We start from the raw sequence: 12,301 nt of genomic DNA, 5'->3' as shown, positions 1-12,301 counted from the left end.
TGTATTTTGTTTGATTATATAGAATAACGTAACATGTATATCCTATCTTTTGTCAGTTAAAAACAGTACATGAAATTATACCGGCGATAATTTAAATATATCAGCGATTCTTAAAATATATCGGCGATTTTCAAGATATATCAGCGATTATACGGTGAATATCGACTTACCAACAAAAAATGACATTTTTCTCATTCATTAAATCAGGGTACTCCTTAAATATACAAAACGGATACCCTATTTGACCCGCTATATACTGTGCAACATTTTTCTTTGAATTCAAATTAACACAACTTCTAACCTCCTGTAGAGCAAGAATATGTGGAGAAATAGTTCGAATTTCCTCACAAATAGCTTCTAATCTCTCCACCCAAAGACTATCATGGTTCCATATATTGAAGGTAGCACTCCTTAATAAATCACTATCTTTCAACATTCTATTTCACCAAATGTAATTTTCATATTCGGAGCATATACTAAAAAAGAATGAAGATGAAATGCCTTAAAAAATCGTAGTTCAGCTTCATATTGAGCTAGCGCATTATCATATGTTAATCCTCTGGCTATTAAACGTTCTACAAATTGTTGCTTATCACCCGGATCACCTGCAATCCCCTCTTCTTTTAATGATTGATACAAATCGTTTTTATCATTGTGATGCATATTTGAATCTAAAAAGTTCACTTTATCGCTTACTCTACATTCAATATTTTTCACACCTAATTCACTTAAATATATCGGTATTTTCATGCCTATATTGCCATCTTTACCATTTCTTTGCGTATCACTTTCAAATAATTTCTGCAAAACACCTAGCTGAATAAATTCCGATTGTTTCTCCCCATCTAGTAAATAAGAAGCCATATTAGAAATCCAATGTGGTTCAAAACAGATTATTTTCCCGCCTCCTTTTATATACAAAACTAAAGTTCTCTATATAATAGCCGTATTCCTACACTTTTCTTAAAATTTCAAAGCAAAAAAGCTAGTGTATTTTTAATAATACACTAGCTTTTTATTTGGAAGAAAAATTTAACAAGTACAATCACAATCAAAACAATCCGTACAGTCTAAATCGTCACAATCTGCTTTTCTCTTTCTTTTGTTTCTTTTAAGATAATAATACAGTAGCCCAAACAATAGTATACAAATAACAAAAGCTATTATTGCTTCTGTATACTTATTTTGAGTCATAAAACCAATTCCACTTCCGCCTGAAATAAAAATTAGAATTAAATAAATCCAGAACATCTATGTAAATACCTCCATTACTATATATCTTAAGATAATATCCATATAACACTAGAGGAAATGAATAATCCCATACCATTACCGCTTAATACACCAGTAGTTATTCTTAGCAAATTTGAGCTACTTCTCCATTTCCACTTTTGGGTGAACCCATCGATAAGTAACGGCATTTGAGCGAAAAATGATAGTATGATTGCCAAAAGAAATGAAGGTGTCATATAAAAATAAATTGGAAACATTAAAATACCAATAAGCATGCCTGTACAACGCGCACATAAAGGTATGTACTTTTGTAGTTTAAAAAAACTCCTATCTAATCTTCTATGACAAGGAATTTGTAAAATAAAAGTTCGAATCAATATGAATCACCCTCTCTAAAAAGATTTTAATTGATTTTGCAAAAAAAATATATATCCAATAAAAAAACAAACCAGGTTTATACTAGACCCAGTTTGTCAGTTTACTACTATGTTACATTTCCTCAGGTGCCTCCACCCCAAGTAAACGTAATCCTTCTTTTAATACAACCGTCACAGCATAAACCAATGCGAGTCTGCTGTCTTTTTCTTTGCTCTCTTCTAATATACGAACATTACCGTAATATTTATTGAATGATTGTGCTACATCTAATACATATTTCGAAATAATCGATGGCTCATTTTTATTGAAAGCTGCTTCAATTATTTGCGGGAATTTATTTAGTAATTTTACGACACTCCAGCTATGATCGTCTTTTAAAGCAAATGTACATGTTTCAAATTCTACACTTTCTTTTCTTAAAATAGAACAAGCACGTGCATGTGTGTACTGTACGTACGGGCCTGTTTCTCCTTCAAATTTCAGCATGTTTTCTAATGAGAATTCAATATTGTGCATACGCTCATTTTTTAAATCGTGGAAGATGACTGCACCAACACCGACTTGCTTTGCTACTACTTCTTTTTGTTTTAAGTCTGGATTTTTCTCTTCAATATTTTGTTTTGCAAGTTCGATTGCTTCTTCGAGTACTTCTTCAAGTAAAATAACTCTTCCTTTACGTGTCGACATTTTCTTACCATCTTTTAGAATGAAGCCAAACGGTACGTGTTCCATACCATCAACCCAAGTATAGCCAAGTTTTTTTAATACAGTGAAAAATTGATTGAAATGTAAGCTTTGTTCTGGACCAACAACATATAGCGCTTTATCAAACCCATAAGTGTTTTGACGATATAAAGCTGCTGTTAAGTCACGCGTTGCATAAATCGTCGCACCATCTGATTTTCTAATTAAGCAGGGCGGCATTCCTTCTTCTTCTAAATTAACGACTAATGCGCCTTCTGATTCTTCAAGCAAATCATGCTCTTCTAAAATCCCAATAAAATCTTCCATTAAGTTATTATAAAATGCTTCTCCTTGAAAATTAGTAAATTCAACACCGAGAAGTTCATAAATGCGAGAAAATTCTTTAAGGGACTCATGACGGAACCAATTCCAAAGCTCAACAGCTTCTTCATCACCTTCTTCTAATTTCTTAAACCAAGCACGCCCTTCTTCTTCTAGTTCTTCGTCGTCTTTTACCTCTTCATGGAATTGAACGTATAACTTAAATAATTCACGTATTGGATCCTCTTTAACTACTGCTTCATTTCCCCATTTTTTATATGCGGTAATTAATTTTCCAAACTGCGTTCCCCAATCACCAATATAATTGATTCCTACAACTTCATAGCCACATTTTTCAGCGATATGTTTCAGCGAATTTCCTATCATTGTAGAACGTAAATGCCCCATCGAAAAAGGTTTCGCGATATTAGGAGAGGAATAATCAATTACTACTGTTTTTTCACAGCCAAAGTGGTTTTGACCGAACTCTTCTTTCTCCGCTAAAACTGTTTTTAATACTGCATCACTTACAGTTTCACGATTGAAAAATACATTTACATAAGGACCAACGGCTTCTACTTTCATAAAAAACGGATTATTTAATTTCTCAGCAACTTCCTTTGCGATAATAGCTGGTGCTTTTTTGTATTTCTTTGCTAATGAAAAGCATGGGAACGCTGCATCTCCAAATTCATCTTGTTTCGGTGTTTCAATTAAATCTAAAATTTGTTTTTGCGTTAGTTCATTCGTGAAAATATTAGATAAACTTTCCGCAAACTGCATTTTATAATCCATGATTTAACCTCCTTATTTTTTAAAACACAAAAAACTCGTCTCTAAAAAAGAGACGAGTTTTAACCCGTGGTACCACCCTTGTTGTTCGTTACGAACCACTTTCCCGTTTATAACGAGGACAGGGGGCCTCGGCTTTCTCTACTATTCGTTCAAGAAGCATCTCCGAAGTGCGCTTCATCTTTTTCTTCCGTACTAGGCTCACACCATCCCCAGCTCGCTTTCCTTCTAAAAAAGACTACTCTCTTCATCACAGACAGTATATTTAATTAATTATTGCTTATTATACATCTTTTCAAACAATTAGCAAGGGTCAATTACACCAAAGTGAAACTTAGCACTTTTTCTTTTGTATACGTGAAAATTGTGTTTTTCAAATCTAGAACTACGGAAATGATCTTTTAATACGACACGCTTTCTCGCCACTCGCTTCGCCTCCGCAATTGTTTCATCAGTAATATCATGATACAAAGCGAAGTGTTTTAATCCTTTAATTCCGTCAGATTCTATGACAGTTTCTTCAAACATAGGATCAAGGTAAACGACATCGTAACTATCGTCTTCACATTGCGCTAAAAATGAAAAATGCTCCGTTTGCTTTACTAGGATTCTTTGCATTGCTTCATCGATTTCAGAAACAGATGAAGACCATGTTTTCAAACCATTTTTCATGATATAAGCCATATATTCATTGCCTTCAAGTCCTGTTACTGTTCCACTTTCACCAACAACATAACTAGCTACAATACTATCTGATGCCATACCGAGCGTACAATCTAACACTGTCATTCCGCTCTCTAATTTAGCAGCTTGTACAAACGGATCGTGCTCTCCACGCATTAACCTTTTCACACGAAACATCGCTGAGTTCGGATGAAAGAAAAATGATTCTTCCGTACCTTTCGGATAAATAGCTAATCGGTTCTTTCCTACGACAAGTACATCTTGTTCATACTGCTCATGTAATTTATGCACTGGTATATCATTACGTAAAATAAAAGAACGATTTAATTCTTCTGCTACCTCCTTTGCATATGCTGTCATTTCTTTATTTGTTCTTCCTGCTGTTGTTACTATCATTCTTTCACCTCTATATAAAGAAAAGAGGGAGATTTACTCTCCCCCTTCTTTAGCAATTCTTTTCGAAAGCTTGCTCTAAGTTCGTAATAATTTCGTCCATAGTTGCACCTTCAATTTCATGACGGTGAATGAAGTGAACAACTTCTTTTCCATTTAATAATGCCATAGATGGTGAAGATGGAGGGATTTCTCCGAAGTATTCACGCATTTTTGCGGTAGCATCTTTATCTTGACCTGCGAATACAGTTACAAGATGATCAGGTTGTTTTTCAGCACGAACAACCGCTTGACCTGCTGATGGACGTGCTAAACCAGCTGCACAACCACAAACAGAGTTTACAACTACTAAAGTTGTACCTGATGTATTTTCCATAAATTCTGTTACAGCTTCTTCTGTAGTTAACTCTTCAAACCCAGAACGCACTAACTCTTGGCGCATTGGGATTACCATTTGGCGCATGTATTCTTCATAAGCATTTGACATCTTGTAATCTCTCCTTCAACTTTCATTCCAAATTCATCATATCACGCTCTATTAATAGGTGCAAAAGAAAGATAACGATGATTTCATTTTTTTGTAGGGATTTCACAAACCCCACCGCGGCAATGTCCCACTGGAACAAGTTTTCTATTATTAGCGATATAATCGTATACTTTACTTCCAAAACCAAGTACGATAGATAGCTTTATAAAAGGAACTGCAAACCAATAAGATGGAACGGCCTTTGCTAATACATCTATGCTCTGAATACCGTCATACCACTTATTATTTTTAAAAATATACAGTCTTTGTTCCATCTTACTTTGTAGTTCTTGAGAAAGCTCATACTTCTCAACTACATCTTCATTTCGAAATGAAACAAATTTCATCTTACCCTTTTTATCTAATTTTTTCGTACGTTCTGCAACGGCCGTACACATCGGACACCAACTATCATAGAAAACAATCATACATTATTCCCCTTTACGTGACTCCGTCATTTGTTTCCATACAGAACCTTTTGCTTCTTCTCCGCCTTCAATACGCTCTAATGCTAGACGTGCTTGCATCGCTACTTCAAACTCTGGATCATCTTGCGCTGCTTTTAATGCTGGAATCGCACTTTCATCTCCAAGTTCAAATAAGAACATCGCTGCACGCCAGCGTACTAATTTGCTTGGATCTTTCAGAGATTTAATCATAACGAACATCGCTGCCGGATCACCTACATCTGATAAACAATCTCCTGCAGTACGGCGAACACTTACAGAGCGATCTAACAACGCTTTATATAATAACGGTAATACTTCATCACCTTTTACCATACCTAAATACGCTGTTGCTAAGCGGCGTATTGAAACTTTTTCATCATCTAACGCCATCTTCAACACTGGAATATCTTCTTCAGTAGGATCCATTTGTTCTAATGCTGCAAAACGGTTTTTCCAGTCAGAATCTTTCATCATCTCTTCTGTTACTTTATATGGCTCACGCTTTTGAATCGTTACTTCAACAGCACCTGCTTGATTTAATAATTCTTTAACCGTTTCATTTACACGTTCTTCTGAATAAGCAGCAACAATCTCTTCCACTACTTCTTTCCCGATTTCTTCAAAATTACCGTAACGTGTACTTTGTTCTACCCATTTACGCTCTTTTACAACGTTTGGTGCAGACATTTGCACTTTCATAATTGATTCTTTAAAACGATCTGGTAAACCAACACGTTCTTCCGTCGTTCCATCTGTTAACTTTACTTGCATTGGAATTGTAAAGAACATTTGAACAAACACTTTCACTTCTCCAAAATGAGCAAGTTGTTGTTCTTCACTTTCTTCCAATACTTCTTCGCCGAAAACAGCACGAACTTGTTGTAATAAAACTTTCCAGTCATACTTCGCATTTCGCTCCACTGCTAAAAAGTCGGCTACATGATACACACCTTTAATGCCTTCAATTTTCAAAATTTCTTGCACTTGCATTGGTGCTTGTTCTTTATTTTCATTAGTATAATTATTACGCGCTCCTGATGGTAATACTTCATTCAAAATAACTTTCATTGTATTTGGACTTGGCGTCGGTTCAATTGCTTTAATCTTCACGTAAAAAACTCTCCTTTATTGCATGTTCTTAGCTGTATTGTAACATGTTATCACTCTATACTCCTACTCGGATGCTTAATTTTACTACTTTCTTCCCGCTACCATACTATTTCATTCTTTTTACATTTTAAATTAGGAACGGGATTTTAAAAGCTTTCGTTTCCGATGATTTTTATTTTTTATCCATTTCTTGAGGCATCGCCATTATTTTTGAAAAAAACACGCTAAACAAAAAAATATGTAAATAAGCTATCCATATGGATAGCTTATTTACATATTTTTCGTTATTGGAAGACAACTATTTTTATAATACAAAAGGCAGAAAAGTATATAGATTCTACAAAATATTTTGATTATGATACATTTACAGAATCTCTTATTTTGTAATTAATGTCTTATTATTTTTTGGAGGGAATTCGATGAAAAAGTTTGTTTTGATATTTGGGCCACAAGCAGTTGGGAAAATGACAGTTGGACAAGAACTAGCAAAGATGACTAATTTAAAATTATTTCATAACCATATGACAATTGATTTATTGGAGCCATTGTATGGATTCTCTTCGGAAATGTGGCGATTGACCCATCTTTTTCGAAAGGAAATATTTCAATCATTTTCAAAGAGTGAACATTATGGAATGATTTTCACATACGTATGGGCGTTTAATGAAAAGAACGATTGGGATGATGTTGAAAGTATATGTAATATTTTTCGTTCCCAAGGGGTTGATATTTATTTTGTTGAATTAGAAGCTGATGTAGAAGAAAGACTTCAACGAAATAAAACACCTCATCGACTTGAACATAAGCCAACGAAAAGAAATATTGAACAATCTGAACAAAATTTATTAAGCACATTTGAAAATTTTAGATTAAATTCAAGAGAAGGAGAAATTACAGAGAAAAATTATATAAGAATCAATAATACGAATTTAAATGCTACAGAAGTAGCTGAAATTATAAAGAAAGAATTTCAGCTATAGTTTTTTTTAACAAATTGAACAGTTCGGATTTTATGAATATCGTATACATTTCTAATTAACATAACGTCCTATTATCGGTAGCAACAAAAAGGAGGATTCCTTACGCTCAGAAGGAATCCCTTTTTTTATTTTCTATCACTCGATTCATCTTTTTATACATTCCTATCCTGTGATGGGTTTTACGATTCTCGTTTGTTACTGGATTAGCCAAAAAACGTTCTAAAATTTTGTATACTCTTTACTTGTTTTTTCAAAAAAGCTGGCGGTATCCCCTCTTTAAGTTTATTAAAATACTTTCCACAATTTTTTCCGAAGCTATTACTTAAAATCACCTTTTATTACGATGCCCCCTCCCGCCTTCTCTCCAAAAAGGTAATACTCTCAATCACAACTTCAGTTCTATATATTCTCTTGCCTTGTTCATCATCGTAATTACTCGTCTGAATACGCCCTGTAATCCCAACGAGCGATCCCTTCTTACAATATTCAGCTACATTCTCAGCCGATTTGCGCCAAACGACACAATTAATAAAATCGACTTGTTGTTCACCTAAACTATTTCGAAATCCTCTATTCACCGCAACACATATTCGTGCATAAGCGACGCCTTGTTTTGTGTAGTATAATTCTGGCTCCTTTGTCAATCTACCGATTAATACAACTCGATTCATCATAAGTTATACCACCTCACATGTTTTTCTTCATTGTAAGGAGAAATGTTTGAATGGTAAAAAGCACAAAATGATATATCCGTAAGTAGAAAGTATTATTTTGGACCTTACAAAACAAAAAAAGAAACCATACATAGTTCAAACATGTATAGTTTCAAAATTTATTACACTTCAGTACAAGATATGTAATATCCTCCGCGAGCCATCTTTATTTCAGCACGGTACATTACATTTTCTAAGTAGAAAGTAATCGGTTTAACTTTACTCTCAAATTTTAGTCTTTCATTGCATTCAGCCGCATATCTCTCTATTGCTAAAGTAATGACTTTTGATGATGGATACGTTAAAGCATCATCTAGTTCTATGAAAAAACTTTTAGAAAATAGCTTTTTCATAATCACTTTCTTCTCTTTCATCATATTCCATCCCCCCTTAACTCAAGTTACCAATATCCATATTATACCATAAAATCAATTTATCTTTAAAAATAAAAAAATCCTGCATTTTTCATGCAGGATTTTTTTATTAGTCATTTTTCGTAAAGTAAGAAACGAAACGAAGAATTTCTAAGTATAACCATACTAATGTAAGCATTAGTCCCATCGCAGTATACCACTCCATATATTTCGGAGCTTGACTACGTACACCATTTTCGATTAAATCGAAATCTAGTAATAAGTTTAATGCAGCAACTACGATAACAACTGCACTAATAATAATACCGATTGTACCACCTTGGTGAATGTATGGAACAGTTACACCAAACATATTTAGTAGGAATACGACTAAATACATAACCATAATTCCAAGTGTTGCTGCCATAACGCCTGTACGGAATTTATCCGTTACTTTTACTACGCGTGTTGCATATAACACTAACATTGCAAATAGAATTGAGATTGTTAGTAATACAGCATTTAAAACGATAGAATCGCCAAATTTCATTGTATAAACTGCTGAAATACTTCCTAACACAACCCCTTCTACCGCTGCATAGATTGGTGCACCAAAAGGTGAAATACGCGGGAAGAACATAGACGCAAATGCGATGATTGCCGCAACGATTAAAGCACCAATTAATACTGGCATCTTCATCGTCCCCTGCATCATTTGTATGTATGAATAGACAGACGTTGCAAGTAGCAAGATAAGCATAATGAACGTTTTGCCTACTGTTCCGCCAATCGTCATCGCAGAAGCGCTTGCTCCCTCTTTACGGAATGCCTCTTTTTTCAACATTGGATTAGATGTTCTCATTTTTTCCCTCCTAAAATAGGTTCTACCAATAGTGTAAAGTTTTTCTCTTTACTTTTCAATATATGCAGCTTGTTTTTATTTTAATCCTTCAACGATGTCTGATAGTTCACTCCATCTTTCCATCTTTTTTTCTAGCTCTTCTTCTGTTTTCTGCTGTGCTTCAGATAATTCTTGTGCCTTTGTGAAGTCAGATCCAACTTTCGCAAGTTCTTCCCCAATTGACTCAATTTTCTCTTCAAGTTCGGCAATTGTATCTTCAATCGTTTCCCATTCACGCTGCTCATTGTATGAAAGTTTACGTTTACGTTGTTGTTTTGGAGCTTCTTCTACTACTTTTTTCTCTTTTTGAACTTCCGCTTTCTCCATAAGTTCTCTCGTTTTTTCCATTTCTAAATAATCTGTATAACTACCTAGGAACTCACGCACTTCGCCTCCGCCAGTAAAGATGAACAGTTCATCTACTACCTTATCTAAGAAGTAACGGTCATGCGATACAGTTAAAACGACACCTGGGAAATCTTCTAAATAATCTTCTAGTACTGTTAATGTTTGTGTATCTAGATCGTTCGTAGGTTCATCAAGTAAAAGTACGTTTGGTTCTCCCATTAAAATACGTAATAAATATAAACGTCTTCTTTCACCACCAGATAGTTTACCAAGCGGTGTACCATGTGAATGAGTCGGGAATAAGAAACGTTCTAACATTTGAGATGCACCAATTACTTTTCCATCTGTTGTATGAATAACTTCTGCAATCTCTTTAATGTATTCAATCATACGCTGATTTAAATTCATCTCTTCATTTTCTTGCGTATAATAAGCAACTTTTACAGTTTGTCCTACTTCAACTTCACCACTATCAGGAGATAACTTACCTGCAAGCATATTTAATAGAGAAGATTTCCCGCTTCCGTTCGCCCCAATAATTCCAATACGATCACCTGGTTTCACAATATGATTAAAATTATGTAATACCGTCTTATCGCCAAATTTTTTCGTTACATCTTTTAACTCAAGTACTTTCTTTCCTAGACGACTTCCACTTAGTGCAATATCAACTGACTGTTTTGCAGCTGGTCCTTCTTGTTCCTTTAGCTCATCAAAACGCTGAATACGCGCCTTTTGTTTCGTAGAACGGGCTTTTGCACCACGACGAATCCAAGCAAGTTCACGACGATATAAATTTTGGCGTTTGGATTCTTGTGCCAATTCTTGCTCTTCGCGAAGTGCTTTCGCTTCTAAAAATGTACTATAGTTTCCTTCGTAGCTATATAATTTACCATTATCTAATTCAAAAATACGGTTCGTCACACGATCTAAGAAATAACGATCATGGGTTACAAGTAATACCGCACCTGTATATCTTGCTAAATATTCTTCTAACCATTCAACTGTCTCATGGTCAAGATGGTTCGTAGGCTCGTCTAAAATTAATAAATCAGGTGTTTCAATAAAACATTGTGCCATTGCGATACGTTTTTTCTGTCCACCAGATAAATTTCCAACAATTGCAGTGAAATCTGTAATTCCTAATTTCGTTAGAAGAGATTTCGCATTTGCATTTGCTTCCCATGCACTCATTGCATCCATACGTTGCTGCACTGCAAATAATTGTTCCTGTACTTTTTCATTACTTGGATCTTTTTCAATATTTAATAGCGCTTTTTCATAATCACGAAGAAGACGAATTAAAGGTGTATCACCATGGAACACTTGCTCTAATACTGTTAGTTTTTCATCAAAATCTGGTTGCTGTGATAAATAACTAATTGTATACCCACGTGAATGCGTCATATCACCTGTATCAGGAGTTTCTAATCCTGCAATAATTTTTAATAATGTCGATTTACCAGTTCCGTTTACACCAATAATTCCGACACGTTGTCCTTCTGTAATACTACATGATAATCCATCAAATAACGGCTTTTCTCCATATGATTTTGATAAGTTCTCCACAGTTAACATTTTCATATTTGTGCATTCCACTCTTTCATAAATTGTTCAATAAACTGTTCCATGTAACGATGACGAATTTCAGCCTCTTGTTTTGCTGCATTCGTATTCATTAAATCTTTTAATTTCAAAAGTTTTTCATAAAAATGATTTAAAGATGGATCATTATTTTTTCTATACTCTTCTTTCGTCATTTCTTCACGCGGCGGAATAGTTGGGTCATACATTAATCTCCCTTTTGCCCCGCCATATGCAAATGTACGAGCAATTCCAATTGCACCAAGAGCATCTAAACGATCCGCATCTTGAACAATTTTCCCTTCAAGTGACTCTACTGTGCCGCCATGGCCACCTTTATAAGACATATTGGCGATGATATGAAGAATATGTTTACTTTCCTCTTCTTCAACACGTAACTCTTCTAAACAATCAGAAACTTTTTTCATTCCTGCTGCTTCACTTTCATTTAGCTTTTCATCTGCCACATCGTGAAGTAATGCTGCCATTTCAATTATAAAACGATTTCCACCTTCTTGCTCAGATAAAGAAATCGCCAGTTTATGTACACGCTCAATATGATACCAATCATGCCCACTCGCATCTTTTTCTAAAATATGTTTTACAAAAGTAATTGTTTTTTGGATTTTTTCTTGTTTTGTCATTTTATCTTCACCCAGTTACTTATTGTAACACGCCCGCATTTTTTCATCACATATTTTCTTGTCTGCCCATACACTAGGTGGTAGGCATCATCATGAAGGAGGAATAAACATGTTCTATAATAATCAACCGCCTTACCCAAGGCAACCATTTTACCCTCAACAGCAGGAACAGAGATACACAGAACAATACGAAGAACAAGAGTTACAG

At 34.7% G+C, this 12,301-nt stretch carries 13 protein-coding genes, 2 pseudogenes and 1 other annotated feature; of the genes and pseudogenes, 1 reads left to right on the top strand and 14 read right to left on the bottom strand.

Going from position 1 to position 12,301, the window contains the following annotated elements:
* Window positions 1-190: 190 nt before the first annotated feature.
* The 9 genes and pseudogenes from MR160_RS35190 to MR160_RS30645 form a co-directional block, all read right to left on the bottom strand.
* Window positions 191-436: pseudogene (locus MR160_RS35190) on the bottom strand (hypothetical protein); the annotation flags it as partial.
* Window positions 430-915, bottom strand: a pseudogene (locus tag MR160_RS30680) (methyltransferase); the annotation flags it as partial. The pseudogenes MR160_RS35190 and MR160_RS30680, both read right to left, overlap by 7 nt.
* A gap of 117 nt (window positions 916-1,032) precedes the next feature.
* Window positions 1,033-1,251 carry a hypothetical protein gene (locus MR160_RS30675; protein WP_000498604.1) on the bottom strand — a complete coding sequence of 73 codons (219 nt, stop codon included), beginning with the start codon at window positions 1,249-1,251 and terminating at the stop codon, window positions 1,033-1,035.
* A 29-nt stretch (window positions 1,252-1,280) separates the two neighbouring features.
* A complete protein-coding gene (locus MR160_RS30670; protein WP_000621478.1) occupies window positions 1,281-1,610 on the bottom strand; it encodes a DUF2085 domain-containing protein in 330 nt (109 codons plus the stop codon).
* A gap of 112 nt (window positions 1,611-1,722) precedes the next feature.
* Window positions 1,723-3,411: an arginine--tRNA ligase gene (gene argS, locus MR160_RS30665; protein WP_097825957.1), complete on the bottom strand. Its 1,689-nt coding sequence runs from the start codon at window positions 3,409-3,411 to the stop codon at window positions 1,723-1,725.
* Window positions 3,412-3,456: 45 nt separating this feature from the next.
* Window positions 3,457-3,671, bottom strand: a binding site (T-box leader).
* A gap of 40 nt (window positions 3,672-3,711) precedes the next feature.
* A complete protein-coding gene (locus MR160_RS30660) occupies window positions 3,712-4,488 on the bottom strand; it encodes a class I SAM-dependent methyltransferase (RefSeq protein WP_000637432.1) in 777 nt (258 codons plus the stop codon).
* A gap of 49 nt (window positions 4,489-4,537) precedes the next feature.
* Window positions 4,538-4,972 carry a BrxA/BrxB family bacilliredoxin gene (locus tag MR160_RS30655; protein ID WP_000063708.1) on the bottom strand — a complete coding sequence of 145 codons (435 nt, stop codon included), beginning with the start codon at window positions 4,970-4,972 and terminating at the stop codon, window positions 4,538-4,540.
* 83 nt (window positions 4,973-5,055) lie between these two features.
* Window positions 5,056-5,439 carry a thiol-disulfide oxidoreductase DCC family protein gene (locus tag MR160_RS30650; protein WP_000634884.1) on the bottom strand — a complete coding sequence of 128 codons (384 nt, stop codon included), beginning with the start codon at window positions 5,437-5,439 and terminating at the stop codon, window positions 5,056-5,058.
* Window positions 5,440-5,442: 3 nt separating this feature from the next.
* A complete protein-coding gene (locus MR160_RS30645; protein WP_000692564.1) occupies window positions 5,443-6,570 on the bottom strand; it encodes a conserved virulence factor C family protein in 1,128 nt (375 codons plus the stop codon).
* 419 nt (window positions 6,571-6,989) lie between these two features.
* Between MR160_RS30645 and MR160_RS30640 the strand changes: the two genes are divergently transcribed.
* Window positions 6,990-7,550, top strand: coding sequence for an AAA family ATPase (locus MR160_RS30640; protein WP_000714952.1), 561 nt, complete (start codon window positions 6,990-6,992; stop codon window positions 7,548-7,550).
* A 338-nt stretch (window positions 7,551-7,888) separates the two neighbouring features.
* Here MR160_RS30640 and MR160_RS30635 read toward each other — a convergent pair whose 3' ends face one another.
* The 5 genes from MR160_RS30635 to MR160_RS30615 all read right to left on the bottom strand — a co-directional run bounded on the left by MR160_RS30635 (window position 7,889) and on the right by MR160_RS30615 (window position 12,093).
* Window positions 7,889-8,224 (bottom strand): single-stranded DNA-binding protein, encoded by a 336-nt coding sequence (locus tag MR160_RS30635; RefSeq protein WP_000982014.1) that lies wholly within the window; start codon window positions 8,222-8,224, stop codon window positions 7,889-7,891.
* A 161-nt stretch (window positions 8,225-8,385) separates the two neighbouring features.
* Complete coding sequence (locus MR160_RS30630) at window positions 8,386-8,640, bottom strand: DUF4318 domain-containing protein (RefSeq protein WP_044784191.1); 255 nt, start codon at window positions 8,638-8,640, stop codon at window positions 8,386-8,388.
* A gap of 106 nt (window positions 8,641-8,746) precedes the next feature.
* Entirely contained in the window at window positions 8,747-9,478 is a 732-nt protein-coding gene (locus MR160_RS30625; RefSeq protein WP_001260655.1) for a Bax inhibitor-1/YccA family protein, read from the bottom strand.
* A 75-nt stretch (window positions 9,479-9,553) separates the two neighbouring features.
* Window positions 9,554-11,449, bottom strand: coding sequence for an ABC-F family ATP-binding cassette domain-containing protein (locus tag MR160_RS30620; protein WP_000783164.1), 1,896 nt, complete (start codon window positions 11,447-11,449; stop codon window positions 9,554-9,556).
* Complete coding sequence (locus MR160_RS30615) at window positions 11,446-12,093, bottom strand: HD domain-containing protein (RefSeq protein WP_044784192.1); 648 nt, start codon at window positions 12,091-12,093, stop codon at window positions 11,446-11,448. Before MR160_RS30615 ends, MR160_RS30620 begins: the two co-directional genes overlap by 4 nt.
* Window positions 12,094-12,301: the final 208 nt, after the last annotated feature.

Origin of the sequence: Bacillus cereus group sp. BfR-BA-01382 (assembly GCF_022663475.1) — a bacterium.
Taxonomy (GTDB): Bacteria; Bacillota; Bacilli; order Bacillales; family Bacillaceae_G; genus Bacillus_A; species Bacillus_A thuringiensis_S.
Note: the sequence above shows the minus strand (reverse complement) of the source record. Positions and strands in the feature narration are given on the sequence as shown.

Coding starts and splice junctions, on each gene's coding strand:
- MR160_RS30675 (WP_000498604.1), bottom strand. CDS start 1,251: ATGTTCTGGATTTATTTAATTCTAATTTTTATTTCAGGCGGAAGTGGA.
- argS (WP_097825957.1), bottom strand. CDS start 3,411: ATGGATTATAAAATGCAGTTTGCGGAAAGTTTATCTAATATTTTCACG.
- MR160_RS30660 (WP_000637432.1), bottom strand. CDS start 4,488: ATGATAGTAACAACAGCAGGAAGAACAAATAAAGAAATGACAGCATAT.
- MR160_RS30655 (WP_000063708.1), bottom strand. CDS start 4,972: ATGTCAAATGCTTATGAAGAATACATGCGCCAAATGGTAATCCCAATG.
- MR160_RS30650 (WP_000634884.1), bottom strand. CDS start 5,439: ATGATTGTTTTCTATGATAGTTGGTGTCCGATGTGTACGGCCGTTGCA.
- MR160_RS30640 (WP_000714952.1), top strand. CDS start 6,990: ATGAAAAAGTTTGTTTTGATATTTGGGCCACAAGCAGTTGGGAAAATG.
- MR160_RS30635 (WP_000982014.1), bottom strand. CDS start 8,224: ATGATGAATCGAGTTGTATTAATCGGTAGATTGACAAAGGAGCCAGAA.
- MR160_RS30630 (WP_044784191.1), bottom strand. CDS start 8,640: ATGATGAAAGAGAAGAAAGTGATTATGAAAAAGCTATTTTCTAAAAGT.
- MR160_RS30625 (WP_001260655.1), bottom strand. CDS start 9,478: ATGAGAACATCTAATCCAATGTTGAAAAAAGAGGCATTCCGTAAAGAG.
- MR160_RS30620 (WP_000783164.1), bottom strand. CDS start 11,449: ATGAAAATGTTAACTGTGGAGAACTTATCAAAATCATATGGAGAAAAG.
- MR160_RS30615 (WP_044784192.1), bottom strand. CDS start 12,093: ATGACAAAACAAGAAAAAATCCAAAAAACAATTACTTTTGTAAAACAT.